General features: G+C 73.2%; 23 protein-coding genes. 12 read left to right on the forward strand and 11 right to left on the reverse strand.

Annotated elements, in window-relative coordinates; genetic code table 11:
* Nucleotides 1-264: 264 nt before the first annotated feature.
* On the reverse strand, nt 265-1107 hold the full coding sequence (locus LCG91_RS14600) for a PhzF family phenazine biosynthesis protein (protein WP_224441839.1): 843 nt from the start codon (nt 1105-1107) through the stop codon (nt 265-267).
* A 186-nt stretch (nt 1108-1293) separates the two neighbouring features.
* Entirely contained in the window at nt 1294-3846 is a 2553-nt protein-coding gene (locus LCG91_RS14605; protein ID WP_224441840.1) for a lamin tail domain-containing protein, read from the reverse strand.
* 246 nt (nt 3847-4092) lie between these two features.
* Here LCG91_RS14605 and LCG91_RS14610 point away from each other — a divergent pair, with 246 nt between their 5' ends.
* Complete coding sequence (locus LCG91_RS14610; protein WP_224441841.1) at nt 4093-4521, forward strand: hypothetical protein; 429 nt, start codon at nt 4093-4095, stop codon at nt 4519-4521.
* 48 nt (nt 4522-4569) lie between these two features.
* Here LCG91_RS14610 and LCG91_RS14615 read toward each other — a convergent pair whose 3' ends face one another.
* Nucleotides 4570-5820 carry an ROK family transcriptional regulator gene (locus tag LCG91_RS14615; protein WP_224441842.1) on the reverse strand — a complete coding sequence of 417 codons (1251 nt, stop codon included), beginning with the start codon at nt 5818-5820 and terminating at the stop codon, nt 4570-4572.
* Nucleotides 5821-5953: 133 nt separating this feature from the next.
* Between LCG91_RS14615 and LCG91_RS14620 the strand changes: the two genes are divergently transcribed.
* Together LCG91_RS14620 and LCG91_RS14625 are read left to right on the forward strand one after the other, a co-directional pair.
* Nucleotides 5954-6409 carry a GNAT family N-acetyltransferase gene (locus LCG91_RS14620; protein WP_058728836.1) on the forward strand — a complete coding sequence of 152 codons (456 nt, stop codon included), beginning with the start codon at nt 5954-5956 and terminating at the stop codon, nt 6407-6409.
* A gap of 8 nt (nt 6410-6417) precedes the next feature.
* Entirely contained in the window at nt 6418-6789 is a 372-nt protein-coding gene (locus tag LCG91_RS14625) for an MGMT family protein (protein WP_058748725.1), read from the forward strand.
* Between the two features lie 19 nt (nt 6790-6808).
* On the opposite strand, the gene LCG91_RS14630 is transcribed toward LCG91_RS14625, so the two are convergent.
* The 8 genes from LCG91_RS14630 to sucC all read right to left on the reverse strand — a co-directional run bounded on the left by LCG91_RS14630 (nt 6809) and on the right by sucC (nt 18298).
* Complete coding sequence (locus tag LCG91_RS14630) at nt 6809-7234, reverse strand: DUF805 domain-containing protein (protein ID WP_224441843.1); 426 nt, start codon at nt 7232-7234, stop codon at nt 6809-6811.
* A 32-nt stretch (nt 7235-7266) separates the two neighbouring features.
* Nucleotides 7267-9189, reverse strand: a complete 1923-nt coding sequence (locus LCG91_RS14635; RefSeq protein WP_224441844.1) for an ABC transporter ATP-binding protein — start codon at nt 9187-9189, stop codon at nt 7267-7269.
* Complete coding sequence (locus LCG91_RS14640) at nt 9186-11009, reverse strand: ABC transporter ATP-binding protein (RefSeq protein WP_058728839.1); 1824 nt, start codon at nt 11007-11009, stop codon at nt 9186-9188. The genes LCG91_RS14635 and LCG91_RS14640 overlap by 4 nt, the downstream gene beginning before the upstream one ends.
* Nucleotides 11010-11640: 631 nt before the next feature.
* A complete protein-coding gene (gene purH / locus LCG91_RS14645; RefSeq protein ID WP_224441845.1) occupies nt 11641-13299 on the reverse strand; it encodes a bifunctional phosphoribosylaminoimidazolecarboxamide formyltransferase/IMP cyclohydrolase in 1659 nt (552 codons plus the stop codon).
* Nucleotides 13296-13889 (reverse strand): phosphoribosylglycinamide formyltransferase, encoded by a 594-nt coding sequence (purN, locus tag LCG91_RS14650; RefSeq protein WP_058728841.1) that lies wholly within the window; start codon nt 13887-13889, stop codon nt 13296-13298. Before purN ends, purH begins: the two co-directional genes overlap by 4 nt.
* A gap of 31 nt (nt 13890-13920) precedes the next feature.
* Complete coding sequence (locus LCG91_RS14655) at nt 13921-16080, reverse strand: DUF6350 family protein (RefSeq protein WP_224441846.1); 2160 nt, start codon at nt 16078-16080, stop codon at nt 13921-13923.
* A gap of 140 nt (nt 16081-16220) precedes the next feature.
* Nucleotides 16221-17114 (reverse strand): succinate--CoA ligase subunit alpha, encoded by an 894-nt coding sequence (sucD, locus tag LCG91_RS14660; RefSeq protein ID WP_058728843.1) that lies wholly within the window; start codon nt 17112-17114, stop codon nt 16221-16223.
* Between the two features lie 14 nt (nt 17115-17128).
* Nucleotides 17129-18298, reverse strand: coding sequence for an ADP-forming succinate--CoA ligase subunit beta (gene sucC / locus LCG91_RS14665; RefSeq protein ID WP_224441847.1), 1170 nt, complete (start codon nt 18296-18298; stop codon nt 17129-17131).
* Nucleotides 18299-18598: 300 nt separating this feature from the next.
* Here sucC and LCG91_RS14670 point away from each other — a divergent pair, with 300 nt between their 5' ends.
* The 9 genes from LCG91_RS14670 (at nt 18599) to LCG91_RS14710 (ending at nt 26569) form a co-directional block, all read left to right on the forward strand.
* Nucleotides 18599-20230: a RecQ family ATP-dependent DNA helicase gene (locus tag LCG91_RS14670; RefSeq protein WP_224441848.1), complete on the forward strand. Its 1632-nt coding sequence runs from the start codon at nt 18599-18601 to the stop codon at nt 20228-20230.
* Nucleotides 20231-20555: 325 nt separating this feature from the next.
* Nucleotides 20556-20849, forward strand: coding sequence for a hypothetical protein (locus LCG91_RS14675; RefSeq protein WP_058728846.1), 294 nt, complete (start codon nt 20556-20558; stop codon nt 20847-20849).
* Between the two features lie 50 nt (nt 20850-20899).
* Nucleotides 20900-21262, forward strand: a complete 363-nt coding sequence (locus tag LCG91_RS14680; RefSeq protein WP_058748720.1) for a hypothetical protein — start codon at nt 20900-20902, stop codon at nt 21260-21262.
* The gene (locus tag LCG91_RS14685; protein ID WP_224441849.1) at nt 21259-22185 is read left to right on the forward strand and encodes an oxygenase MpaB family protein; all 927 of its coding nucleotides are present in this window, start codon (nt 21259-21261) and stop codon (nt 22183-22185) included. Before LCG91_RS14680 ends, LCG91_RS14685 begins: the two co-directional genes overlap by 4 nt.
* 49 nt (nt 22186-22234) lie before the next feature.
* Nucleotides 22235-23065 carry a ribose-phosphate pyrophosphokinase gene (locus LCG91_RS14690; protein WP_224441850.1) on the forward strand — a complete coding sequence of 277 codons (831 nt, stop codon included), beginning with the start codon at nt 22235-22237 and terminating at the stop codon, nt 23063-23065.
* On the forward strand, nt 23062-24633 hold the full coding sequence (locus LCG91_RS14695) for a nicotinate phosphoribosyltransferase (RefSeq protein WP_224441851.1): 1572 nt from the start codon (nt 23062-23064) through the stop codon (nt 24631-24633). The genes LCG91_RS14690 and LCG91_RS14695 overlap by 4 nt, the downstream gene beginning before the upstream one ends.
* Nucleotides 24630-25283: a hypothetical protein gene (locus LCG91_RS14700; RefSeq protein ID WP_224441852.1), complete on the forward strand. Its 654-nt coding sequence runs from the start codon at nt 24630-24632 to the stop codon at nt 25281-25283. The genes LCG91_RS14695 and LCG91_RS14700 overlap by 4 nt, the downstream gene beginning before the upstream one ends.
* Nucleotides 25284-25301: 18 nt before the next feature.
* A complete protein-coding gene (locus LCG91_RS14705; RefSeq protein WP_224441853.1) occupies nt 25302-25937 on the forward strand; it encodes a pyridoxal 5'-phosphate synthase in 636 nt (211 codons plus the stop codon).
* A 140-nt stretch (nt 25938-26077) separates the two neighbouring features.
* Nucleotides 26078-26569 carry a GNAT family N-acetyltransferase gene (locus tag LCG91_RS14710; protein ID WP_224441854.1) on the forward strand — a complete coding sequence of 164 codons (492 nt, stop codon included), beginning with the start codon at nt 26078-26080 and terminating at the stop codon, nt 26567-26569.
* Nucleotides 26570-26576: the final 7 nt, after the last annotated feature.

The following is a 26576-nucleotide window of genomic DNA, read 5'->3' on the forward strand; positions in this document are numbered from 1 at the left end:
GGATCGGGCGTACCTGGTCTGACGGAACGACCCGGTACGCCCGGAAGCGCCAGGGATAGCGGGCGTTCTGAGAAGGAACGGGTGCTCGGCGACACGGCACGAGGGAGCAACGCCGCGCGCCGGACGAGATCGGGCGTACCGGGTCGGAACGGGCGTACCTGGTCTGCCGGAACGACCCGGTACGCCCGAAAGCACCAGGCATCGCAGGCGTCATGGGAAGGAACGGGCGCCAGGCATCGCGCGCGCGGGCGCTCCGCGGCCGGGTCAGGCGATGGGGGTGGCGCCGCCGGTCACCGTGATGCCGCCGGACGCGGGCACGTCGACGAGCAGCACGCTCGGACGCCCGACGTGTCGACCCTGCCGGATCACGACGCGGCTCCCGGGCGACACCGCACCGACAGCGCGCAGGTACGCGCCGGTCGAGGCCGCGGCGGAGCCGGTCGCTGGGTCCTCGGTGATGCGGCCGGCCGGGAACAGGTTGCGCGCCTCGAACTCGAGCGGACCCGTTCGGTGCAGGACCGTGACGGTGCCCTCCCACCCGGACTCGCGCTTCAGTGCGGCGAGCGCGGCGGGGTCGAACCGGAACTGGTGGAACAGCTCGGGATCGGCGAGCACGACCACGGGGTGCCAGTTGCCCGCGAAGGACTCGAGCACGGGGAAGCCCTCGGCGACGTCTCCGTCGACGAGCCCGAGCAGTACGGCGAGCCGCTCCCACCGCTCGGGGTCGATCGGACGGGTGGCGGGTTCGACGCTCGTCATCGCGACCTGCACGCTGCCGTCGGGTGCGGTCGTGGCGTCGACGGCGACGTCCCCGGCTGCTGTGGTGAAGACCCGGGCGCCCGTGCCCTCGCGTTCGGCGAGCACGACGGCGGTGGCGACGGTGGCGTGGCCGCAGAAGGGGACCTCGGCGGCCGGCGAGAAGTAGCGCAGACGTGCACCGTCCTCGGTCCGTGCGACCACGAACGCGGTCTCCGGGTACGCCACCTGCTGCGCGACCGCGAGCATCTCGTCGTCGGTCATGTCCTCGGCGTCGAGCACGATGCCCGCGGGGTTGCCACCCCCGGGCTCGGCGGCGAAGGCGGTGTAGCGGAGGACCTCGGAGTGCATCCCCCGACGCTACCGCGGCGAGGCCGACGGCCCGTGACGCCGACGCCGCGCGCGACACGAGGCCCCGCGACGCCGACACCCGCGGTGCACCGCCCCGCGACGCGGACACCCGCGGGGCACCGCCCCGCGACGCGGACGCCCCGCCGTCCCGTGGACGACGGGGCGTCGGCGCGCAGGAACCGCGGGTCAGGCCGGCGAGCCGACCGTCCTGCGGCGACGTGCCACGAGGACACCGGCGCCGGCCGCCAGCAGCAGGAGCGCCGCCGCGATCCCGCCACCCAGCTCGGCACCGGTGAACGCGAGCGCCCCCGTCGCGGGGTCGATCCTCACCCCGGTCCAGCCGAGCACCGTGCCGTCGAACGCGGCGACCACGATGCGGTGCTGCCCGGCCGGCACGTCTGCGGGGACGACGACCGTCACGGTGCCGTCGACGGCGACGACCGGCGTACCGAGCAGCCGCGGCTCGGAGAACAGCCAGACCGCCACGCGCTGCCCGGCGTGCTGCGTCCCGACGGTGATCGTCACCGACGAGCTCGCGCGGATCCCGGACGGTGCGGACACCGAGCCGCGGTCCCCGTCGGTGAGCGCCGAGGCGTCCGGCGCGACCGGCGTCGCTGGAGTGGTCGGGGTGGTCGGAGCGGGAGCGGTCGGGGCGGGCGTGCTGCCGCCCGCCCCGCCGCCCGTGCCCGGGGTCGGAGTCGGGGTCGGGGTGCTCCCGCCGTCACCGTCGCCCGGTGCAGGCGTCCCACCGTCGCCGTCGCCCGGTCCAGGCGTCCCACCGTCGCCGTCGCCCGGCGCAGGCGTCCCACCGTCGCCGTCGCCCGGTCCAGGCGTCCCACCGTCGCCGTCGCCCGGCTCCGTCGTCGCGTCACACGGGTACGTCCCGGTGCGCAGCGAGGACCCGTTCGTGTCGTTGTCGTCGGCATAGAAGGTCGCCCGGGCACCGTCCACGCAGCGCCCCGAGATCGCGAAGCCCTCGTTGGCGAGCGCCCGGTCGGCGTTCGCCGGAGCCTCGTACAGGGTGGCGAGCGTGAACGCCCCGTCCTGCAGGTCGAACAGCGCAGTGCGCCCGGAGCAGGCCTCGTCGCAGACGACCCAGAGCGCGTCGAGCGTCGGGTCGAACTGCACCTCGGCGACGAGCGAGAACGGCGTCGCGATCGTGGCGACGCGCTGGGAGGAGCCGTCGTCCATGAGCGCGTAAGCGTACACGCTCGCGGTGCCCTCGACCCCGACGAGGAAGAGTCCGTCGCCGTGACCCGGGTACGAGGCGGGCGCGTAGGCCGACCCGGTGTGCTGGTCGACGAACTGGTGCGACGTCAGCCACGCGTCCGGCACCCAGGTCACCCCCTCGAGCCCGGCGTTCGCACCCAGGCCCGGGAAGTCCGCGGCGAGGTTCCACTCGTCCGTCGCACGGAGCACCGACTCGGAACCGTCCGTCGTGGCGAAGCGCAGCACCGATGGGCGGCTGACCTTCGACACGTCGTTGTCGCGCTCGGTCGACACGTACACCGCGCCGGGGTCGTCCGCCGTGACGGTGACGCCCTCGGCGTCGGGCGTCCCGGTGCCGTCCGCGTAGCGCAGGTCGACGCCCGCCGCGTTCGTCGGGGCCCACCCGCCCCGCCCGTCCGACGCCAGGTGGTAGAGCAGGCCGTCGCCGTTCTGCACGGCCCAGAGCTGCCCGTCCGCCGACGAGGCGGAGGTCGTCCAGTCGAGGCCGCTCATGTCACCGGTGAAGGTGTCCTCGGCGTCCAGGACGGTCTCGTCCGGTCCACCCGGCCATGCCTCGGCCGTGACCACACCGGCGAACCGGTTGATTGCGCCCTTGGTCGGCTCGGCCGTCTCGGCGAAGTCGCCGGTGCCGTCGGGGTTCCGGCCGTAGGTGGTCGCGGCGTGCGCCGTCCACGAGTACTGGTCAACCAGGGTCCCGCGGGCGTCGTACAGCCGCACGCTGTCGGCCTTCCCGAGCCCGAAGCCGAACCCGGAGCCGGAGCCGGAACCGGAACCCGCGCCCGCCTGCGCCTCGTCCAGCACGGTGAACCCGCCCGACGCGACGGTGGTGCCTGCGGGGATCGTCCACGCGTGGTCGTCCTCGCTGTCCCGCAGCACGTACCCGCCGAGGTCGACCGCCGTCGTCCCGACGTTCGTCAGCTCGACCCAGTCGCCGGGGGTGCCGTCCTGCGACTCGACCTCGTTGATGCGGACCGGCGAGGAGCAGTCGTTCGGCTTCCCCTTGGTCGACGCGGTGGTGTCGACGAGCGTGCCGGAGCCGTCCGGGCAGCTGCCCCAGGTGACGGCCGCGTGCGTGGTCCACGCGTACCGCAGCGCCAGCGCGCCCGATGCGTCGTAGAACCGCACGGCGTCGGCACCGCCGAGCCCGAAGTCGAAGCCCGGGCGGGTGGTGGTCTCCTGGTCGACGACGAGGTACCCGCCGGCGGCGATCGTCGACCCCTGCGGCAGCGTCCACGCGGTGTGCGACGAGTCCGAGTCGAGGAAGCGCCACCCGCTCAGGTCGATCGCGGCGGACGAGGTGTTGACCAGCTCGACCCAGTCGGTGTCGTCGGCGTTCGACTCCACCTCGTTGATCGCGAGGCCGGCGGCGGGGCCGGTGGTGACGCGGGCGCCGACGGTCGGGTCGTCGTCACCGACCGCGGCGACGGCTGGGGTGGCGGTCAGCACGCCGGCGGCGAGGGCGATGCCCGTCGCGAGGCCGGCACCGAGCCGCAGGGCAGGGGTGCGCATGCAGGGTCCTTCTCGGGGAGGTCAGTGGGACCTGCACGACTGTTCAGCATCCCGGCGTCCGGCCGGTGGCGGGCGGGTGAACGACGGGTGTCGTGAGCAGGTGACGGACGGGAGGCGCGGTGCGGGCCGGCACCGCGCCTCCCGTCCGCCGTCGGTGCCGGTCCACGGCCCCACTCGCGACTCCTCCCAGGGGACGCCGACAGGATGGGACCGACCACGCGAGCGCGTTCGGTCGGAGAGGGAACCGTGACGGACGACACCAGCAACACCGCACTGCAGTCGATGATCGAGCGTGCCGGGCGGATCACCGCCGACGAGGCAGAGGCCCTCGACAAGGCATGGAAGGCCGACGAGCAGATCGTCGTGCCGGTGTCGAGCGCGTCGCTCGCGGTCCAGGGCGGCGCGGACGGCCGGATGGTGACGAACGCCGACCTGCTGGCCGCGTGGCAGCACGCACTCGACGCCGCGGGCACGGCCGGCCGCGTCGACGAGATCGAGGCCGCGCAGGAGGCCGGGCGCGCGGTGAAGCACTCCGAGGCACACCTCCGCGACCGCGCCGGGGCCGAGGAGGCCGTCCGGTCGGCGGTGCTGGCGACCGGTGTGCGCGACCTGCTGGCGGACGACGAGTACGACACCCTGACGGCGGTGTGGCGGAAGGTCCTCGGCGCCGTCTGACCGATGGTGCTGCCGGACGGGCGGCGCGGGGTGGACCGACGTCGGTGCTCAGCGCCGGATGAGCAACGCGCTCGCGCGCGGTGACAGCGCCGCGTCGAGCACCAGGCAGGCGGCGCCGACCGCCGCGACGTCCGCACCCCGTCCGCTGTCCACGACCGCGACGGGGTGCTTGGGCACGAGCAGCGGCGAGCCCGTGATCGCCTGGCGCGCGGCGGGCAGCGCGACGGGTGCGATCCGCGACCAGAAGGGCCCGCCGAAGACCACGCGGTCGATGTCGAGCAGGTTGACGATGACCACCACGGCCCGACCCATCGCGGTACCGGCGTCGGCGGCGAGCCCCGACGCGACCTCGTCACCGGACGCGATCGCGTCGCCGAGGGCGTCCCAGGCCTGCTGCACGGCGGTGACGTCGTCCGTCGGTGCGCCGCCGGTCAGACGGAGCCCGCGGGCCCGCGCCACCTCGACCAGCCGTGCCGGAGCGACGGCGGCGCCGACCTCGCCCCGCGGGCCGGAGCCGTCCGGTGTGCCGGCGAGCGCCCCCTGGTCGACCATGATGTGCCCGGCGTCGCCCGCGTTCGAGCCGACGCCGCGCACGGGTTCGTGGTCGACGACGAGCCCGACGCCGAAGCCGGTGCCGAAGTACACGAAGGCGAAGTTCCGCGCCGAGGACTCCCCCGCCAGGAACATCTCGCCGACGACCGCGGCGGTGACGTCCTTCTCGAGCAGCACCGGGTACCCCGTCGCCTCGGCGAGTGCGTCGCGCAGCGGGACGTCCCGCCACCGCGGCAGGAACGGCGGGTCGAGCACCACCCCGGCGTCGACGTCGATCGGCCCGGGGCTCGCGATGCCGACACCGAGCACGTGCTCCCCGGCGACCCCGGCCTCCGCGACGAGGCCGTCGACGGCGGTCGCGATGGTCCGGACGACCTCGGCGGGGTCGTCCGCGGACGGCGTCGACGTGGTGGTCTCGGCGACGACGCTCCCGGCGAGGTCGAGGAGCACGTAGGTCACGACCGCGGGATCGACGTGCACCCCGACCGCGTACCGGCTCGTGGCCTCGAGGCGCAGGATCGTCCGGGGCTTCCCGCGACCGGCGACCACGGTGCCGGACTCCGCGATCATGCCGGCCTCGATGAGGAAGCGGGTGACGTTCGACACGGTCTGTGCGCTGAGGCCGGTGCGCGCGGCGAGCTCCACGCGGCTCAGCCCGTCGGGCGAGCGGCGGACGGCGTCGAGCACGACCGTGCGGTTGAAGCCGCCGATCGACGGCAGGTTCGCCCCTCGCCGATGCTCCGCCATGCCGTGACCCTACCGTCGCGCACAGGCCCCGGACGGCGGCACGGGTGTCCACACCACGCGGTCCACAACGGTGCGGCAACGCTTCGCGGGCCGTCCTGGCACCCGGACGGGGTGCACCGCTACCCTGAGCGGCATGACGGACCTCCGCCTCGAAGCCCTCTCCGCGTCGACCGCCGCCGCGGCCAACTCGCTGACGCTCAAGCCCGGGCAGGAGCAGTTCGTGCAGCCGACGACGTACGGCGTCGCCGAGTCGGACGTCAAGCCGAGCTCGGCGTGGACCCGCGTGGTGCTCGACGGTGACCGGGTGGTCGGGATGATCATCGGCACCTTCGACCAGGACAACGCCGAGGAGGAACTGCGCAGCGCGATCTGGCGCGTCAACGTCGCCGCTGACGCGCAGGGCCGCGGCGTCGGTCGCTTCGCGGTGCACGGTCTGGCGGACGAGGCGCGGAGCCGCGGCTTCGAGCGCCTGACCGTGGTCTACGAGCCCGGCGGCAACGGCGGACCCGAGGCGTTCTTCCGCGCGTTGGGCTTCGAGACCCTGCGCGAGACGCAGTACGGCGACCACTTCGCCGCCCTCGCGCTGTAGCCGGCCGGGTGGAGGAGCCCGACGACGGCGCGACCCTGTCGGAGCCGGACTTCGGCGCGGCCGTCGCCGAGGTGGTGCGGTGCATCCCGGCCGGTCACGTCATGACGTACGGCGACGTCGCGGCCGCACTCGGGTCACGGGCGTCGCGCGCGGTCGGCAAGGTGATGGCGCACGAGGGCGCCGACCTGCCGTGGTGGCGTGTGGTGCGCGCCGGCGGGCTGCCGCCGGTCCGGCACGAGGCCCGGGCGCTCGAGCACTACCGCGCCGAGGGCACACCGCTCGCAGAGCGGTCGTCGAGCAGGTCTGGCTCGTCGGTCTGGAGGATCGACATGCGTCGTGCCCGCTGGTCACCCACCACGGACACGGACGATCCGTTCTGAGCGACCCGCGCAGGTCGCCTCACGCGTCGAACCGCACGCCCTTCGGGTTCGGCGGCAGCAGGAACATCACGAGCAGCACGATCCCGCCGAGCACCGGCAGCGCGTGCAGGAACTGCCAGAACCCGGAGCGGTCCGCGTCGTGCAGGCGTCGGGCACCGAGGGCGAGTGACCCGATCAGCGTCACGAGTCCCCAGAGCACGAACAGGTAGGAGCCGAGCGGGTTCTCGAGCACAGGGCTCCCCGGAGTGAACAGCTGCGGCACGAGCAGCAGCACGAGTCCGACCACGGACGTCGTCAGCCACCACCACCAGTACTCGGCGCGTGACGCACGGCCGGTGAACACGGTGTACTTCCGCCAGAACCGTCGCACGGCCTCGGCGAAGGGTGCCCCGTAGAACGGGTCGCGCAGGGCGACGCCGCCGGGCTGCACGCTGTCGTTGCTCATGGGAGCAAGCCAACCACGTGCAGCCCGGTCCGTCAGACGAGCGAGTCCCGCCAGGCCGCGTGCAGCTGGGCGAACCGCCCGGTGCCGGCGATCAGGTCGTCGGGCGTCCCGTCCTCGACGATCCGGCCGTACTCCATCACGAGCACCCGGTGGGCGATCGCGACGGTCGACAGGCGGTGCGCGATGATCACGGCCGTGCGGTCCGCGAGCAGGGTCTCGAGCCCCTCCTGCACGAGCCGCTCGGACGGGATGTCGAGCGACGCCGTGGCCTCGTCGAGGATGAGCACCTTCGGGTCGGCGATGAACGCCCGGGCGAACGACAGCAGCTGCCGCTGCCCGGCCGACACCCGGCCGCCGCGCTTGTTGACGTCGGTGTCGTACCCGTCGGGCAGGGCCTCGATGAACGCGTGCGCGCCCACGGCCTTCGCCGCCCGGACGATCTCGTCGCGCGTCGCCCCCGGCTTGCCGAGCGCGATGTTGTCCGCCACCGAGCCGGAGAACAGGTACGCCTCCTGCGTGACCATGACGATCGCACGGCGCATGTCCTTCGGGTCGATCTCCCGCAGGTCCACGCCGTCGAGCCGCACGGAGCCCTTGGACGGGTCGTAGAACCGCGCCATCAGCTTCGCGAGCGTCGACTTGCCGGCACCGGTCGACCCGACGAGCGCGATCGTCTGCCCCGCCGGGATGTGCAGGTCGAACTCGGGGAGCACGACCTTGTCGGCGTTGTACGCGAACTCGACGTCGTCGAAGTCCATCGCCCCGGTGGCCTCGGGCAGCCGCACGGGCTTCACGGGGTCCGGCACCGACGGACGTTCCTCGAGGACGCCGGAGATCTTCTCCATCGCCGCCGAGGCCGACTGGTACCCGTTGTAGAACATCGCGAGCTCCTGCGCCGGGTCGAAGAACCGCTTGGCGTAGAGCGCGACCGCGAGCAGCGCGCCGACCTCGAGCGAGCCGCCGACGATCCGGAAGCCGCCGACGATGACGACCGCCGCGAGCGTGGCGTTGCCGATGAGCACGAGCACCGGGTCGAAGGTCCCGAACAGGTTGAACACCTTCGTGTTCGCCACCCGGTAGTCCTCGACGTAGCGGCCGTACTCGTCGCGGTTGCGGGACTCCTTGCGGAACGCCTGCACCGCCCGGATGCCGGTCATCGTCTCGACGAAGTGCACGATGACCCGGGCGGACGTGACGCGCGTCGCGCGGAACAGCGTCTGCGAGTTCGTCTGGAACCAGCGGATCAGGAACCACAGCGGCACGAGCGACACCGCGAGCACGAGCCCCGACGTCGGGTCGAGCGCCACGAGCGCGATGCCCGTGAACACCATGTAGAGCACGCCCTGGATGAGCTGGTTCAGCCCGGAGTCGAGCAGCTCGCGGATCGAGTCGAGGTCGCTCGTCTGGCGGGAGATGATCCGACCCGAGGTGTAGGTCTCGTGGAACTCGAGCGACAGCCGCTGCGTGTGCAGGAACACCCGCTTGCGCAGGTCGAACAGGATCGCCTGGCTGATCCGGGCCGCGAGCACGGTGTACCAGGCGGTGAGCACCGCGCCGAGCACCGCGACGACGATGTACGTCGCCACGACGGCGAACGCGGGCACCCAGTCGTTCGCATCGAGCACCCGGGGCAGGGCGTTGTCGATGCCCCACGCGATGAGCGCCGGGCCGGCGACGGTGCCCGCGGTGGAGACCACCACGACCACGCCGAGCAGCACCAGTCGTGCCTTGAGCGGAGCCGCGAGCGACCCGAGCAGGGCGAGGGAGCGACGCCGCAGGCGCTTGCTCTCCGCCTTGCTGAAGTCCTCGCGCTCCTCGCCGCGCACGCCGAGCGTGGTGACCGCGGCGGTGACGGGGCCGGCCGCCCTGGTGGCCGAGGTGTCGTCGAGGTCGGGATCGGGGCCTCCCGGCCCGGCTGCCGTGTCGACGGGCGGTACCTGGTCCTGCTGGGTCATGCCATCGCCTCCTCTCGGGCGGGTGCGTCGTCCTCGTCGAGCGAGGAGATGACGTAGCGGTAGTGGTCGTTCGTGGCCATCAGCTCCGAGTGGGTGCCGACGGCGGTGATGCGGCCGCCCTCCATGAGCGCCACGCGGTCGGCGAGCGTCACGGTCGAGGGACGGTGGGCGACGATGAGCGACGTCGTGTCCGCCAGGACGCGGCGGAGGCCCGCCTCGACCCGCGCCTCCGTGTCGACGTCGAGCGCCGACAGCGGGTCGTCGAGCACCAGGACGGACGGCCGGGCGGCGATCGCACGCGCCAGCGCCAGACGTTGCCGCTGGCCACCGGAGAGCGACAGGCCCTCCTCGCCGACGCGGGTGTCCACGCCCTCGGGCAGGTCGTCGACGAACGACGCCTGCGCGATGTCGAGCGCCTCGCGCATGATGCGTTCGGCCTCGTCGCCCTCGAGGTCCGGGCGACCGAGCAGCACGTTGTCGCGGACACTCGTCGAGAACAGCGTGGCGTCCTCGAACGCGACCCCGACGTGTCGGCGGAGTTCCGCGCGGGTGAGGTCGCGGACGTCGACGCCGTCGATCGTGATCGAGCCGCCGGTGACGTCGTACAGCCGGGGCACCAGCGACAGCAGCGTCGTCTTGCCGCTGCCGGTCAGGCCGACGAGTGCCATCGTCTCGCCGGGGTGCAGCTGCAGCTCGACGCCGTCCACCAGGTCCGGCACGTGGTCCGGCGAGTCCTGGTACCGGAAGTGCACGGCGTTGAAGGACAGCGCACCGTGCGGCTCGGCGATCGTCCGCGGTGCTGTCGGGTCCTGGATCGTGTTCTCGGAGTCCATGACCTCGAAGAACCGGTCGACCGCGGTGCGGGTGTCGAACGTCATCGACAGGAAGAACCCGATCGACTCGATCGGGAACCGCAGCACGGTCGCCGTCGCGAAGAACGCGAACAGCTGGCCGACCGTCAGCTCGCCCTGCGACGCCAGCCAGATGCCGGCGAGCAGGCAGAGTGCGAACGCGACGTCCGGCACGAGCAGCAGCCACAGCCAGATGCTCGCGATGGCCTTCGCCTTCTCGATCTCGGTGCCTCGCAGCGCCTCGGCCTGCTCGCTGAACTCGTCGAGCTTGAAGCGGCCGCGACCGAACGCCTTCAGCACGCGGATGCCGTGCACCGACTGCTCGACGCTCGTCGCGAGGTCACCGACCTGGTCCTGGCTGCGACGCGCGACGACGGAGTACTTCCGCTCGAACAGCAGGCCGTTGATCCACAGCGGGATCGACGCCACCAGGAAGATCAGGCCGAGCAGCCACCCGAAGGTGAACAGCACGACGAACCCGACGGCGATCGTGACGATGTTCACGACGAGCAGCACCACGCCGAAGGCCAGCCAGCGACGGATCAGCGACAGGTCGGAGACCGAGCGGGAGAGCAGCTGTCCGGACTCCCAGCGGTCGTGGAAGGCCACCGGCAGGTCCTGCAGCTTGGCGTAGAGCGCGTTGCGCATGCTCGTCTCGATGCGCGTCGACGGTCGCATCACCAGTCGACGGCGGGACGCGATGAAGAGGGCCTCGAGGGCACCGAGTGCGAGCACGCCGAGTCCGGCGGGCCAGATGAGCGCGGCGTCGCGCGAGGACAGTGGCCCGTCGACGAGCCACTGGAGCACGTACGGGATCACCAGGGCGACGAGCGATGCACCCATCGCGGCGGCCATGCCGCCGATGAGTCGCCACCGGTACGGCTTGACGTAGGGCCAGATGCGGCCGATGGCGCGCAGGGTCGAAGGGCGGACGGTGGAGGGGGTCGCCTGGTCGGGCGTTGTGGACATGCGGTTGCGTCCTCGAGCGTCGAGCCGCGTCCGTCCGGTCCGGTCACCGGTCCCGTCGACGGGTCGCGTCGGCTGCGGGCGGTCCGGCCAGGAGGCGCGGTGTGGCAGTGCGGTGGTCGTCGGCCGGGCGCGTGGTCGCGCGCCGTCGCCGTCACTCGCGTGACGTCGACCGGGCCGGAGGGCACCGGGGACACGGGTCCCCGGGTTCTCAGCAGGTGGTCCGCGCTCGCCGACGGTGTCGTCGGGCGCGGGGCCGTGGGAGGGGCCTGGCTAGACGGCGGCCGTGCCCGGGGTGCGGATCGGCATCGCCGTCCGGGTCCGGGGTCGCGGATCGGGAGTGGTCCCCACGAGGGACACGAGACCCGTCCGGGCAGCCGTCGCCACTGTTCCGGTCGTCGCGTCCATCGTCACTCCAGTCGTCGTCTTCGTCACCGTTGTGTCCGCGGGCACGGCCGATCCGGTTGCGATCGTCCGGTGCGGTGCGGAGCCTTACAGACTATTCACAGTCGCTCGTGTCGCGCAATGGTCCCGGCATTGTTGGACGCCGTCGATCTGCTGGCGTAGCGGGGCCCGTCGGCCCCGCGGTGCTCGCTGGCTCCTCGGGCCCGCCCGTCCTGCGTGGGCCGCCGGCTCAGTGGAAGAAGTGCCGCTCGCCCGTGAAGTACATCGTCACGCCGGCGGCCTGCGCTGCCGCGATGACCTCGTCGTCACGGACGCTGCCACCGGGCTGGGCGACGGCACGGACACCGGCGTCGAGCAGGACCTGCAGGCCGTCGGCGAAGGGGAAGAACGCATCCGACGCCGCGACGCTCCCGCGGGCACGGTCACCGGCGCGGTCCACCGCGAGGTGGCACGAGTCGACGCGGTTGACCTGCCCCATGCCGACCCCGACGCTCGCGCCCTGGTCGGCGAGCAGGATGGCGTTCGACTTCACCGCACGGCTGGCCTTCCACGCGAAGGCGAGGTCCGCCAGGGTCGCGTCGTCGGCCGGTTCGCCGGACACGAGGGTCCAGGTCGACTGGTCGAAGGCGGTGAAGCGGTCGGCGTCCTGCACGAGGAACCCGCCCGAGACCTGCTTGAGCTCACGGGTCGCGAGCGCGAAGTCCGACGGCAGCGTGAGGAGTCGGATGTTCTTCTTCTGCGACAGGACGTCGAGCGCCTCGGGGTCGAACGCCGGGGCGACGACGACCTCGGTGAAGATGTCGCGGACGGTCTCGGCCATCTGCTTCGTGACCGGGCGGTTGGCGGCGATGACCCCACCGAATGCCGACAGCGGGTCGCACGCGTGCGCGGCCGCGTGTGCCGAGGCGATCGGGTCGGCAGCGTCGGCCGGGGCGGTCGCGATGCCGCACGGGTTGGCGTGCTTGATGATCGCGACGGCGGGGGTGTCGAAGTCGTACGCGGCCCGGACGGCGGCGTCAGCGTCGACGTAGTTGTTGTACGACATCTCCTTGCCGTGCAGCTGCGTGGCCTGCGCGATGCCCGCCCCACCGGTGGTCGTGTAGAGCGCGGCGGCCTGGTGCGCGTTCTCGCCGTAGCGGAGCGTCGCGGTCAGGTCTGCCTCGATGCGGAGCGTCTCGTCGAACGAGCCCGGCGTCTCGAGGTCGCCGTCGACCGTGGGTGCAGCAGCGTGGTCCGCCACGGCAGCGGCGTCCGACGCGACCACGTCGGTCGCGAAGTACGACGCGACCGCTGCGTCGTAGGACGCCGTGTGGGCGAAGGCCTGCGCCGCGAGGCGCTTGCGGAGCTCGAGCGTGGTGCCGCCGGCGCGGACGGCCTCGACGACCTCGGCGTAGGACGACGGCGCGACGACGATCGCCACGTTCGGGTGGTTCTTCGCCGAGGCGCGGACCATCGCCGGACCGCCGATGTCGACGTTCTCGACCACGGTGGCGCTGTCGGCGCCCGAGGCCACCGTCTCGACGAACGGGTAGAGGTTCACGACGACGAGCTCGAAGGGGGCGATGCCGAGGTCGGCGAGCTGCTGCTCGTGCGACTCCAACCGCAGGTCGGCGAGCAGCCCCGCGTGCACGGCGGGGTGCAGGGTCTTCACGCGGCCGTCGAGCGACTCCGGGAAGCCCGTCACGCTCGACACGTCGGTGACGGCGTACCCGGCGTCGCGGATCGTCTGCGCCGTGCTGCCCGTCGACACGAGCTCCACGCCAGCGTCGGCCAGGGCACCGGCGAGCTCGAGCAGGCCGGACTTGTCGCTCACCGAGATGAGGGCGCGCCGCACGGGGACGATGTCGCGGTGGCGGTAGAGGCTGGGGTCGGCGGCGTGCACGCTCATGCGCTCGGGGTGCCCTTCAGGTCGGTGGTGCCGTTGGCGATGTCGAGGATGGTCTGGATGAGCAGGCGGCGCTCGACCGGCTTGATGCGGTCGTGCAGCGTCGACTCGGTGTCGCCCGGCAGCACGGGGACGCGCTCCTGGGCCAGGATCGGGCCGGTGTCCACGCCGTCGTCGACCTGGATCACGCTGGCGCCCGTCTGCTCGACCCCGGCGGCGAGGGCGTCACGGACGCCGTGCGCACCGGGGAACTCGGGCAGGTACGCGGGGTGGGTGTTGATGACCGCGGGGGCGAACTCGGACACGACTGCGTGCGGGAGCAGGCGCATGAGGCCGGAGAGCACGAGGAGGTCCGGCGACCACGGACGGATCTGTGCGGCGAGCTCGGCGCCCCACTCGTCTCGCGAGGCGAAGCGGGAGAACGGCACCGTGAAGGTCGGGATCCCGAACTCCTCGCCCAGGCCGAGGCCCTCGGCGTCGCGGTCGGCCCCGATCGCGACCACGCGGGCGGGGTACTCGGCGTCGGTCGTCGCCTCGAGCAGGGCTCGGAGGTTCGAGCCGGTACCGGAGATCAGGACGACCAGTTCGAGCACGGGGACCAGCCTAGCGGCGGTGGGACGGACGCTACGCGTCGTGCTTCGGCCGGCGCCACCAGGGCAGCTCGTCCTCGGCGATCTGGTCGGTCTGGTCCCACCGGGTCCCGGCGCCGGTCGGCGTCGACGCGGTGCGGTCCTGGCCGGTGTCCTCGGCGTCGCGGGACCCGTCGGCGTCGTCGCGACCGGCCACGAACTCCTCGGTGCTCCACGGGAACGCCGGCTGCTGTTCGGTGCCGGGGGCGTGCGGCAGCGTCTCGTCGCGCTCCGAGCGGTCGTTCGACGAGTGGTGTGCGTGGCTGCTGCCGACCCGGTCGCGCAGCTCGCCGGCACGGGCGCGGACGTCGCCGGCGGCACCGCGCAGTCGGTCGCGCAGGCCGCTGACACCGCCCCGGGACGGCTGCGCACGCGGTGCCGGTCCCGGTGCGACCCGTTCCGCGGCGACGGCGTCCGTCCGCGCCCAGTCGGGCAGCGGAACGTCGTCCGGCTCGGCCACGGGACCGCGGTCGCGCTCGGGCTCGGGCTCGGGCTCGTGCTCGCGGTCGGGCTCGGGCTCGTGCTTGCGATCGCGCTCAGGCTTGCGCTCGTGCTCGGTGCCCGACGACGCAGCGGGCCTGCGCGTGGGCTCCTCGGTCGCAGGAGCACCGTCGGTCCGAAGGGCGCGCACGGGCGCTGCCGCGGCCGCCGTCACGGGCTCGTCGTCCGTGATCGTCTCGGTCGGCTGGTCGTCCCCGTGGCGCGACCCGGTCACCGAGGACGTGGTCGCGTGGGTCACGGAGTCGTGCGCCTCGGTGACCGAGAACCGGTGCGGCGCACGTGGCCGACCCGCTCCGGCCTCGTCCAGCGCGGCGACGAGTGAGCCGGCGCGGTCGTCGTCCTCCGCCGCCTCGGCAGCAGCGCGGGCGGCGGTGGCGTCCGGAGCAGCATCGTCGCCGGCCTCGACCCAGCGCTCGCGGCCCCACGAGCGCTCGGGCAGGCGCACGAGATCGCTGCCGACGGCGAGTGCCACCGCGGCGGGCAGCCCGACCTCGAGCGCCGCGAGGAGTCCGACGAGCAGCCCGTCCGGTCCGGCCTCGGCGAGCCGCCCCGGACCGAGCGATCCCGAGGTGAGCCCGGTGGCGACCCCGGTCAGGACCCCCGCCACGACACCGGTCGCGACACCGGCGAGCGCGCGGCGGAGCGGGGTGTCGTCGGCGCCGAGGGCGCGGACGAGCGCGGGACGCATGAGTCCGCCGACCACGAACCCGGCGACGACGGGGACGAGCACCCCGAGCAGCCCGAAGGTGTGCCCCGACGCCGGCAGCGCGCCGAACACCGGGACACCGGGGATCGGACCGAGCGACGTCCCGATCGGTGAGACGCTCGAGCCGGTGCCGATGGCGAAGCCCGGTCCGACCAGCCAGGCGACCGCCCAGCCCACGAAGTCGGGAAGGAAGGCGAGCTGCCCCACGGTGAGCGCGATGCCGCCGACGATGCCGGCATGGGAGCGCTCGTACAGCGCGATGACCTCGGCGAACGAGGTGACGAGCAGGAACGCGACGACGATCCCGGCGGCGGCCACCACGACCGCGGTGACCGCGGTACCGGCGCGCAGCGCGAAGCCGGCGACGGTACGCCAGAGCACGGGAATCCGGTCGACCTGGTCGAGCAGACGCCGCGTGAGCGGGTCGGCCGGCAGTCCTCGGCGGACCCGGCACACCTCGCTCGTCACCAGGGCGGGCACCGCGAACCAGAGCGCGGGCAGCGCGACGGCCTGCCACACCACGGGGACGGACGCGGCCGAGGTGGACGACAGCGCGACCGCGAGCCCGAGCAGCGCGACGGCGACGGTGCCGACCAGCAGCCCGGTCGTCCGGTGCTCGGTCTCGGCGAACCGGCGTCCGGCGCGCCCGCCGAGCCAGGCGGTCACGACCGCGAAGCCGAGGGCCGCGAGCGTCACGTGGATGGGGTCGGCCGCTCCCTGGACCCCGGAGGCCCCGGCGACGTCGCTGCCGAGCCGGAAGGTCACGTCGACGCCGTGGCCGACGAGCCAGACGCTGCCCGCGGCCTTCCAGAAGACGTCCCAGTCGATCTGCAGCCCGTACTCGAAGCCCCAGAGCAGGGTCAGCGGCACGAGGGCGATCCCGACGCCCACGCCGACCGTCACGATCGCCTCGACGGCGGCCAGCAGTGCGGTTCCCAGGCGGTTCATCGTGGTCAGGGTACGTGCCGTCCCGCGGTCGCCGAGCGAGCCGCGCGGCACCTGTGGAGACTGACCGACCGTCCACAGCAGGACGGGAGGCGCGGTGCCCACCGGCACCGCGCCTCCCGTCCGTCGGGTCGTCCGGACCGCTACGCGGTCGCGGCGGCGACCACCTCGCGCAGCAGCGCTGCCGTCTCGGACGGCGTCTTGCCGACCTTGACGCCCGCGGCCTCGAGCGCCTGCTTCTTGGCCTCGGCGGTGCCGGCGGAACCGGACACGATCGCGCCGGCGTGGCCCATCGTCTTGCCCTCGGGTGCGGTGAAGCCCGCGACGTAGCCGACGACCGGCTTCGTGACGTGCGCCTTGATGTAGTCGGCTGCGCGCTCCTCGGCGTCGCCGCCGATCTCGCCGATCATGACGATCGCGGTCGTCTCGGGGTCGGCCTCGAACGCGGCGAGCGCGTCGATGTGCGTCGTGCCGATGACGGGGTCGCCGCCGATGCCGATGGCGGTGGAGAAGCCCAGGTCACGCAGCTCGTACATCATCTGGTAGGTCAGCGTGCCGGACTTCGACACGAGGCCGATCGGGCCCTTGCCGGTGATCGTGGCCGGGGTGATGCCGACGAGCGCCTCGCCGGGGGTGATGATGCCGGGGCAGTTCGGACCGATGATCCGGGTCTTCCCGCCGAGGGCCTTGGCGTGCGCCCAGAACTCCGCGGAGTCCTGCACGGGGATGCCCTCGGTGATGACGACGACGAGGGGGACCTCGGCGTCGATGGCCTCCATGACCGCGTCCTTCGCGAACGCCGGCGGGACGAAGACGATCGAGACGTCGGCGCCCGTGGTGTCCACGGCCTCGCGGACCGAGCCGAACACGGGGAGTTCGACGTCGCCGTGCGTGACGGTGGTGCCGGCCTTGCGGGCGTTCACACCGCCGACCACCTGCGTGCCGGCCTTGAGCATGAGTGCGGTGTGCTTCGTGCCCTCGCCGCCGGTGATGCCCTGGACGATGACCTTCGAGTCCTTGTTGAGGAAGATCGACATTGCTCTGGTGCTCCTTACGCCGCGGCCGCGGCGAGCTCGGCGGCCTGCTCGGCCGCATCGTCCATGGTCTCGGCGATCGTCACGAGCGGGTGCGCCGCTTCGCTCAGGATCCGACGACCCTCGTCGACGTTGTTGCCGTCCAGGCGCACGACGAGCGGCTTGGTCGCCGAGTCGCCGAGGATGCCGAGCGCGGCGACGATGCCGTTCGCGACGGCGTCGCAGGCGGTGATGCCGCCGAAGACGTTCACGAAGACGCTCTTCACCTGCGGGTCGCCGAGGATGACGTCGAGGCCGTTCGCCATGACCTCGGCCGAGGCACCGCCGCCGATGTCGAGGAAGTTCGCGGGCTTCACGCCGCCGTGGCGCTCACCGGCGTAGGCGACGACGTCGAGCGTGGACATGACGAGTCCCGCGCCGTTGCCGATCACGCCGACCTCGCCGTCGAGCTTCACGTAGTTCAGGCCGTGCTGCTTCGCCTTGGCCTCGAGCGGGTCCTCGCTCGCGGTGTCCTCGAGCTGCTTGTGCTGCTCGTGGCGGAAGTCGGCGTTGTCGTCGAGCGACACCTTGCCGTCGAGGGCCAGGATCTGCCCGTCGCCGGTGCGGACCAGCGGGTTGACCTCGACGAGCGTGGCGTCCTCGCCCGCGAACACGTCGTAGAGCTGCACGAAGACGTCCGCGACCTGGTCCTGGAGCTCGGAGGGGAAGTTCGCCTGGCGCGCGATGTCGAGCGCCGCTTCCTTGTTGATGCCCGTCAGCGGGTTCACCTCGACGCGCGCGAGCGCCTCGGGCTTCTCGACCGCGAGCTGCTCGATCTCCATGCCGCCCTCGACGCTGACGAGCGACAGGTACGAGCGGTTCGCCCGGTTGAGCAGCACCGAGAAGTAGAACTCCTCGGCGATGTCGGCACCCTGCGCGACCATCACGCGCTGGACGGTGTGGCCCTTGATGTCGAGGCCGAGGATGGCCTTCGCGTGCTCGTACGCCTCGTCCGGGGTCTTCGCGACCTTGACGCCGCCGGCCTTGCCGCGCCCGCCGACCTTCACCTGCGCCTTGACGACGACCACGCCGCCGATCTGCTCGGCGGCCGCCCTCGCCTCTTCCGGGGTGTCGGCGGTGATGCCCTGCAGCACAGGGACGCCGTAGGACTCGAAGAGGTCCCTGGCCTGGTACTCGAAAAGATCCACGCTGTTCTTCTTCCCGCACGGTTCGTGCGATCGGCATCGGTCATCGGGTCGCGCACTCAACGTCGAGGGTCGCTCGATGTCGAGACAACGGCCGCGACCACCCTACTGCCGCCACATGGACGCGGGACACGTCCGTCCGGACGTCGGTCGTGTCCGCACGTCAGCACGCGGGCCTGGAGGCACGCCCCGCCCCCGCCCCGCCGCATCCGTCGTCCGTCCGGCCGGCTGACCGGCCTGCAGCCTGGCCGGGGGACGCAACCCGGTGCGGGTCACCAGGCACCACGGGGCAGCGTGGTCCCGATGGACACCGCACTCCGCACCCGCGCCGCCGAGGTCTTCGGCTGGGACCTCCGAGACGCCCAGGTCACCGTCATCGACGCCGTCCTGTCCGGCCGTGACGCCCTCGCGCTGATGCCGACCGGCTCGGGCAAGTCGGCGATCTACCAGGTCGCGGGGCTCGCGCTCGACGGGCTGGTCGTGGTGGTCTCGCCGCTCGTCGCCCTGCAGGAGGACCAGGTCGTCGGACTCCAGCGCCACGAGGACGCCCCGCGGGCCGTCGCGGTCAACGCCACCAAGCGCGTCGCCGAGGTGGACGAGGCCTGGGACGCCGTCGCCGCCGGTGACGTCCGCTACGTCTTCCTCGCGCCGGAGCAGCTCGCCAAGGACGACGTCGTCGAGCGCCTCGCCGACGCCGGCGTCTCGCTGCTCGCCGTCGACGAGGCCCACTGCGTCTCGTCGTGGGGGCACGACTTCCGTCCGGCCTACCTCGCCCTCGGTGAGGCCGCCGAACGCCTGGGCCGCCCGCCGATCGTCGCGCTGACCGCGACCGGGTCGGCACCGGTCCGCGAGGACGTCGTCGAACGCCTCGGCATGCGGGACCCGCTCGTGCTGTCCGCGGGGTTCGACCGTCCGGGCATCCGGATCGAGGTCGAGCGCTACGGCGACGCCGACCAGAAGCGCGACGCGGTGATCGAGCAGGCCGCGGCGGCGACCGGTACCGGCATCGTCTACGTCGCGACCCGCAAGGAGACCGAGGAGTACGCCGACGCGCTCCGAGCCCGCGGGAAGGACGCCCGGCCGTACCACGCGGGCATGCGTGTCAAGGAGCGGGAGTCGGTGCTGCACGCCTTCCACGACGGCGACGTCGACGTGGTCGTCGCGACGAGTGCCTTCGGGATGGGCATCGACAAGCCCGACGTCCGGTTCGTGCTGCACGCGGACATCGCCGAGTCGGTGGACGCGCACTACCAGGAGATCGGTCGCGCCGGGCGTGACGGCGCTCCGGCCACCGCGACCCTGCACTACCGGTCCGAGGACCTCGGGCTCCGCCGCTTCTTCGCCACCGGTACGCCGAAGCCCGCCTCGCTCCGGGCCGTCTTCGACGCGGTCCCCGCCGAGGGCACGATCGCCCGGTCGGCCCTGCCCGACGCCTCCGGACTGTCCTCGCGGACGGCCGGGCGCGCGGCGAACACCCTGATCGAGGCCGGCGTCCTCGAGGACGGGTCCGAGGGCGTCGCCCGCGTCGCGGGCGGTCCGACGACGGCTGCAGCCGCGGCGAAGGCCGCCACGGAGCGGGCGGAGCAGCGGGAGGAGGTCGAGCAGTCACGGATCGCGATGATGCGCCGCTTCGCCGAGACGCTCGGCTGCCGCCGGCAGTTCCTGCTCGCGTACTTCGGGGACGAGCTCGCCGAGCCCTGCGGCAACTGCGACACCTGCACGTCGGGCACCGCCTACGACGAGGCCGCCCACGGTGCCGACGGCGCGAACGACGACGCCTGGCCGCCGGAGTCCGCCGTGCAGCACGCCCAGTGGGGCCACGGCATCGTGATGAGCACCGAGGACGACCGCGTGACGGTGTTCTTCGAGTCCGCCGGGTACAAGACCCTCGCGCTCGCCGACGTCGAGGAGCGGCACCTGCTCGAGCGCGTCTGACCCGCACAGGCCACCTGCTCGGACGGGGAAGGCGCGGTCGCTCGACCACCCGTCGGCGACCGCGCTCCACTCCCCCGAGCACGGCGAGTGTGACCCGCAACCGTGGCCCGCAGGTGACCTGCAGGTGAACGGCACGCGAAACCGGGCCAGGAGTGCGCAGATCGGACCACCGCAGCCGGACCACCAGCCCCGGTTGACCAGCCCCGACCGACCAGCCCGGCCGACCGATCCGGACGACCGGTCAGGCGGGCGGCGTACACAGGAAGCCCCGACGGCTCCGGCGACCACCGGTGGCGGAGCCCGACACCCACGGAAGGACTGCACCATGAGCGACCCCGGCATCAGCCCCGTCGACGACTTCGACGCCCAGGAGCGCCGCACCGACGACCTGGACCGCGAGCACGTGGGCCCGTACGAGGTCGACGAGTCCGAGGAGTCCCTCGAGACCGTCACGAACGACGCCGTCGCCGGCGAGACCGTCGAGCCCCAGCCGGGCGACGGGTCGGACGACGGCCCCACCGGTGGCGCCCCGCGCGAGGGGTCGCCCGACCTGTGGGAACACGACGACGACACCGAGCGCCCGGACCTCGGCGGCGACCTCGGCACGAAGCCGCTCTGAGCGACACCCCCGCACGACCCCCACGGAGCACGGCTCAGTACGATCGGGCCGTGCTCCGTGGCGTCCGCGACCGTGTCCGTGCGACGCCCGCGCTGGCACGGCTCCTCTCGCTGGCGTCCCTGCTGCTCGTCGCCGCGGCCGCCCACTCGGGCGCCCGGACCGGCGGCCTCGCGTGGCTCCCGCTCCTCGTCGCCGGCGTCGTGCTGGCCCTCGTCACCGGTGCGACGACGCACCGTTGGCCCCTGCCGGCGATCTGGCTGGTCGTGACGCTGCTGGCGGCCGCGAGCGGCAGGCTCGTGAGCACCGGATGGCTGGTCGGCGCGCTCGTCGGTGGCGCGGCCGCCCTGGTCGCCGCTCTGCTCGTGGACACCGCCCCGCTGCGGCGGGCACGACGGCCCGGGTCGCGTCCGTGACCGGGCCCGCGGGTCGGCTCGGCGCGGCGGGCCGGGAGGACCCAGCGGACCGGCCGGGAGGCACCGCCCACCCCCGCCCCGCCGGCCACGGTGACCGGGCGGCGGACGGGACCCGTGCGGCGCGCTCGCCACGGGCCTCCCGTCCGGCACGTGATCGCGTCGCGGACCGCGACCTGCGTCGGTGGCTGGCCGACAGCACCCCCGTCGCGGCCGGCGGCCGCGCCATCCTGCTGCAGATCGCGGACCCGGTGGTCGCGGCCGGGGTCCGCCGGCACTCCGACTTCGCCCGCCGACCGCAGCAGCGGCTGGCCCACACCCTCATGTTCGTCTACGCCGTCGTGATCGGGACCGAGGCCGACGCCGCCGTCGCGACCGCGTTCGTGGACCGGGCGCACCGACCCGTCGCCGGCGCTGACGAGATCGACCGGCAGCGGTGGGTGGCCGCGACGCTGTTCGACTCCGCCCGGCAGGCGCACGAACTGTTCGGCGACCCGCTCACGAAGCGGGACGCCGAGCGGGTGCTGGCGGCGTACGCACCGATCGCGACCTCGCTGCGCGTGCCGGCCGACGGCTGGTTCGACTCCGTCGCCGCGTTCGACGCGTACTGGGACGCGACCCTGCCCTCCCTGCAGGTCACCGACGACGCGCGGGGCATCGTGCGTGACCTCCTGCACCCGCGGTTCGCACCCCTGTGGGTCCGCGCCGCGATGCCGCTCGTCCGGGTCGTCACCGTCGGCATGCTGCCGGACGCCCTGCGGACCGCGTACGGCTTCGCATGGGGGCCGCGCGAGCAGCGGCGCTTCCGGCGCACCGTCGCGTTCGTCCACCGGGTCCGCGGACTCGTGCCCGGGTGGGTGCTCCGACTCCCGGGACCGCTGCTGCTGCGTGCCATGCACCGGATCGCCGCGCGGTACGCCCCCTGATCCCGACGAGTTCTTGTCACAGTGACAAGTACCGTGGTACGGTCGGGTCATGGCAGTCGAACTCAGCACCTGGGACGCCCAGGGCACACCGACGACACCGACGTTCTCCACCATGCGGTTCCCCGCCGGTGAAGCGCACGTCAAGGTCCGGGACGACGCCGACGCGGGGGCGACCACCGAGATCGCGACCCTGCGCGGCACCAGCGGCGACGACCTCGTCGCGCTCGGCATGTGGGCGGACGCGGTCCGGCAGCGCGGCGCACGGTCCGTCGCCCTCGTCCCGTACCTGCCCGGCGCGCGCCAGGACCGCGGACTCCCGTTCGGGGCGAAGGTCTACGCGGACGTCCTGAACGGCTTCCAGATCGACCAGGTGATCGCCTTCGACCCGCACTCGCCCGTCATCGTCGACCTGGTCGAACGCCTCACCGTGGTGCCGAGCGAGCAGGTCGTGCACGACGCGGTCCTCGCCGGCTCCGACTACAGCGGCATCATCGCCCCCGACGCGGGCGCGGTCGGCCGGGCGTCCCTGGTGGCAGAGGCCGCCGGCCTCCCCCTGTTCCGTGCGGAGAAGCACCGCAACCCCGACACCGGCAGGCTCGACGGGTTCTCGTGCGAGCCGCTCCCCGAGACCGGGCGGCTGCTCGTCGTCGACGACATCTGCGACGGCGGCGGCACGTTCATGGGTCTCGCCGGCTCGACCGGCCTGCCGGCGGAGCGCCTCGGCCTCTGGGTCTCGCACGGCGTCTTCTCCGGTCGGGCCCCGCAGCTCGCCGAGCACTTCGGCGAGATCGTCACGACCGACAGCTACCCCGCGCAGCAGGACGTCCCGGGCCTGCGCACCGTCCCGCTCAGCCCGTACCTCACGAAGGAGATCCGATGACGAACACCGCCAGCACCGCCTCGACGACGGGCCTCGAGCCCCGCACCACCGCCGCGAGCCCGATCGCGCCGCTGCTCGCGGTGGACGGCTACAAGCACTCGCACCGGCAGGTCTACCCGCAGGGCACCACCCGGATCCTCATCAACTGGACGAACCGCTCGAACGCGCACATGCCCGAGTCGACGCACGCGGTGGTCTTCGGACTGCAGGCCTTCGTGCAGCGGTACCTGGTCGAGGCGTGGGCGCCGTTCTTCGCCGCCGACGAGGACGAGGTCGCCCGCCTGTTCGAACAGGCACTGCAGGGCTACTTCGGCCCGAACCACATCGGCGTCGACCACGTCCGCGCCCTGCACCGTCTCGGGTACCTGCCGCTCGAGATCCGGGCGCTCCCCGAGGGCACCCTCGCCCCGATCGGCGTCGCCACCCTGACGGTCGAGAACACCCTCGACGACTTCTTCTGGCTGCCGAACTACGTCGAGACCGCCCTGTCGGCGTCGATCTGGCACCCCTCGACCGTCGCGACGAAGGCACTCGAGTACCGCGATCTCCTGGAGGAGTGGGCCGAGCGCACCGGCGCCGACCCGGCGAGCATCGACTTCGCCGCCCACGACTTCTCGTTCCGCGGACAGACGAGCATCGAGTCCGCCGCGGCCGGCGGAGCGGGCCACCTGCTCTCGTTCCTCGGCACCGACTCGATGCCGTCGCTCGACTTCATCGACCGCTACTACCCCGGCGACAACGGCTGGGTGGCGGCGAGCGTCCCCGCCACCGAGCACAGCGTGATGTGCGTCCGCGGCGCCGACGGCGAGCTCGAGACCTTCGCGCAGATCCTCGACGTCTACCCGACGGGCATCGTCTCGGCGGTCAGCGACGGCTTCGACCTCTTCAAGGTGATCACCGAGACGCTGCCGCAGCTCGAGGACCGCATCAGGGCCCGCGACGGCAAGCTCGTCATCCGCCCGGACTCCGGCGACCCGGTCGACATCGTCACCGGCACCGTGCACGGCGTGCCCGAGGACGAGCTGCTGCGACCCGACCGCAGCCACGAGGAGAAGGGCGTCGTCGAGCTCCTCGACGAGCTGTTCGGCCACACGGTCAACGACGAGGGCTACAAGGTCCTCGACCAGCACATCGGCGTCATCTACGGCGACAGCATCACCCTCGACCGCGCCCGCCGCATCTACGAACGCCTCGCCGCGAAGGGCTACGCGAGCGACAACATCGTGCTCGGCATCGGCTCGTACACGTACCAGTACATGACCCGCGACAACCTCGGCAGCGCCGTGAAGGCGACGTGGGCCCTGGTCGACGGCGAGCCGGTCGACATCCAGAAGGACCCGAAGACCGGCAGCGGCAAGAAGAGCGCGAAGGGCCGCATCGCCCTGCACCGCGACGAGACCGGCGAGATCCGCCAGACCGACCAGGCCACGCCGGACGACGAGGCGACCAGCCTGCTCCAGCCCGTCTGGATCGACGGCCGCTTCCAGGTGCACCAGTCGTTCGCCGACGTCCGCGAGGTGCTCCGTGCCGAGCGCGCGGCCCGTGCCGCCCGTCGGGCGTCGGCGTGACCGACGCCGCCTCGGCGGCCCGCGACCAGCCGCTCATCGCGATCGACGTCGTCCCGGTGTCGTTCACGGTGACGGAGGGCCTGCGGGTCGCCACCGCGCGTCGGGCGTACGACCCGTACGCCGGCCGGGAGGCACTGCCCGGCGTGCTCCTGGACGCTGCGGAACGCCTCGCCGACGGTGCACGGCGCGCCCTGCGCACCAAGGCCGGCATCGGTCCCGGGGCGGTGCGGCACCTCGCGCAGGTCGGCGCGTTCGACGGGCCGTCCCGCGACCCGCGCGACACCGCGATCAGCATCGCGTTCACGGCGGTCGTGGCCCCCGGGGTGGACGGCGGGTCCGCGGTGTGGCGCCCGCTCGGCGGGGGTGACCTGGGCCTCCCGTTCGACCACGACGCGATCGTGCGTGCCGCCCTCGACCAGGTGCGCACCCGGCTGTGGCGGGACGTCCCGATGACGCGCGCGCTGCTCGGGGACGTGTTCCCGACGAGTGCCGCCGCCGCCCTGCACACGGCGCTCCACGGGACCGCCCCGGACGCCGGCAACCTGAACCGGGCGCTCCGGACGAACCCCGCGCTCGTGCGGACCGACGCCGCGCCGGCGTCGACCGTGCGGGGCGGGCGTCCCCCGGCGACCTGGACGTGGACCGACTGAGCGCGGTTGGGTGGGGGCATGTCCAGTTCGCTCTCCGGTGACGACTCCCTGCACCTGCCCGAGTTCGATGTGCCGCCCGCGTCGCCGTTCGACGTCGCCCGGGCCTGGCTCGACGGCGCCGCCGACCGCGAGGTCTCCGAGCCGATGTCCATGACCCTCGCGACCGCCGGCGCCGACGGCCGGGTGTCCGCCCGCACCGTCGACGTGAAGCGGCTCGACGACCGTGGGCTGGTGTTCGGCACCTCGACGCTCAGCCCGAAGGGTCGGCAGCTCACCGAGAACCCGCACGCCGCGCTGCAGGTGTACTGGCGCGAGAGCATGCAGCAGCTGCGCTTCGAGGGTCGGGCCGTGCAGCTGTCCGACGAGGAGTCCGACGCCCTGTTCGCCGACCGCTCACCGAAGTCCCGCGCCGCGACCGCGATCGCCGACCAGTCGGACGTGCTCGAACCGCGCACGCTGCAGGACCTCATCGACGACGCGAACGTGCTGCTCGACGAGAACGACGACGACGTGCCGCGCCCCGAGGGGTGGGTGGCGTGGCGGCTCGAACCCGACGTGGTGGAGTTCTGGCAGGGCAGTCGCGACCGGATGCACCGGCGGCTGCAGTACGTCCGCGCCGGCGACGGCTGGGACGTGGCGCGACTGCAGCCGTAGGCGCGCGCTGGGCGCTCGCGCGGCGCGGTGTGCTGGCGCAGGTCGAACCAGGAAGTCGACATCGAACCAGGCGGTCGCGCTGGTTCGACGTCGGGAACGTGGTTCGACACCCACCGCTGGGCCCGCGGTAGCGTCGTCGGATGGGGACCACGCACGCGCTCACTGTCCGGCCGGCAGACGTCCGGGACGCCGACGCGATCGCGGCCGTGCACGTGCAGGCGTGGCGGGAGGCGTACGCCCACCTGCTGCCCGCCGACTTCCTCGCCGCCCTCGACGTCGACGCCCGCGCAGCACGGTGGCGCGGGATCATCGCCGAGCCCGACGGCGACGTGCTCGTCGCCACGGTCGGTGACGCGGTGATCGGCTGGGCCTCGGCGGGACCCGGACGCGGGGACCGCCCGCGCGACCGCGAGCTCGAGGGCATCTACGTCCTCGCCGAGCACCACGGGTCGGGCGCCGGACAGGCGTTGCTCGACGCCGCGATCGGCACCGGACCCGCGTTCCTCTGGGTCGCCGACCGGAATCCTCGGGCCGAGGCCTTCTACCGACGCAACGGCTTCGAGCGCGACGGCACGGTCAAGCACGAACCGATCGGGCCGCACGGGCTCGACGCGGTCCGGATGGTGCGCTGACGACCGC

This window comes from Curtobacterium sp. TXMA1 (assembly GCF_020162095.1).
Taxonomy (GTDB): domain Bacteria; phylum Actinomycetota; class Actinomycetes; order Actinomycetales; family Microbacteriaceae; genus Curtobacterium.

Excerpts from the sequence above, each read along its gene's own strand:
- LCG91_RS14600 (WP_224441839.1), bottom strand. The coding sequence starts at position 1,107 with ATGCACTCCGAGGTCCTCCGCTACACCGCCTTCGCCGCCGAGCCCGGG.
- LCG91_RS14605 (WP_224441840.1), bottom strand. The coding sequence starts at position 3,846 with ATGCGCACCCCTGCCCTGCGGCTCGGTGCCGGCCTCGCGACGGGCATC.
- LCG91_RS14615 (WP_224441842.1), bottom strand. The coding sequence starts at position 5,820 with ATGGCGGAGCATCGGCGAGGGGCGAACCTGCCGTCGATCGGCGGCTTC.
- LCG91_RS14620 (WP_058728836.1), top strand. The coding sequence starts at position 5,954 with ATGACGGACCTCCGCCTCGAAGCCCTCTCCGCGTCGACCGCCGCCGCG.
- LCG91_RS14630 (WP_224441843.1), bottom strand. The coding sequence starts at position 7,234 with ATGAGCAACGACAGCGTGCAGCCCGGCGGCGTCGCCCTGCGCGACCCG.
- LCG91_RS14635 (WP_224441844.1), bottom strand. The coding sequence starts at position 9,189 with ATGACCCAGCAGGACCAGGTACCGCCCGTCGACACGGCAGCCGGGCCG.
- LCG91_RS14640 (WP_058728839.1), bottom strand. The coding sequence starts at position 11,009 with ATGTCCACAACGCCCGACCAGGCGACCCCCTCCACCGTCCGCCCTTCG.
- purH (WP_224441845.1), bottom strand. The coding sequence starts at position 13,299 with ATGAGCGTGCACGCCGCCGACCCCAGCCTCTACCGCCACCGCGACATC.
- LCG91_RS14655 (WP_224441846.1), bottom strand. The coding sequence starts at position 16,080 with ATGAACCGCCTGGGAACCGCACTGCTGGCCGCCGTCGAGGCGATCGTG.
- sucD (WP_058728843.1), bottom strand. The coding sequence starts at position 17,114 with ATGTCGATCTTCCTCAACAAGGACTCGAAGGTCATCGTCCAGGGCATC.
- LCG91_RS14670 (WP_224441848.1), top strand. The coding sequence starts at position 18,599 with ATGGACACCGCACTCCGCACCCGCGCCGCCGAGGTCTTCGGCTGGGAC.
- LCG91_RS14675 (WP_058728846.1), top strand. The coding sequence starts at position 20,556 with ATGAGCGACCCCGGCATCAGCCCCGTCGACGACTTCGACGCCCAGGAG.
- LCG91_RS14690 (WP_224441850.1), top strand. The coding sequence starts at position 22,235 with ATGGCAGTCGAACTCAGCACCTGGGACGCCCAGGGCACACCGACGACA.
- LCG91_RS14695 (WP_224441851.1), top strand. The coding sequence starts at position 23,062 with ATGACGAACACCGCCAGCACCGCCTCGACGACGGGCCTCGAGCCCCGC.
- LCG91_RS14705 (WP_224441853.1), top strand. The coding sequence starts at position 25,302 with ATGTCCAGTTCGCTCTCCGGTGACGACTCCCTGCACCTGCCCGAGTTC.
- LCG91_RS14710 (WP_224441854.1), top strand. The coding sequence starts at position 26,078 with ATGGGGACCACGCACGCGCTCACTGTCCGGCCGGCAGACGTCCGGGAC.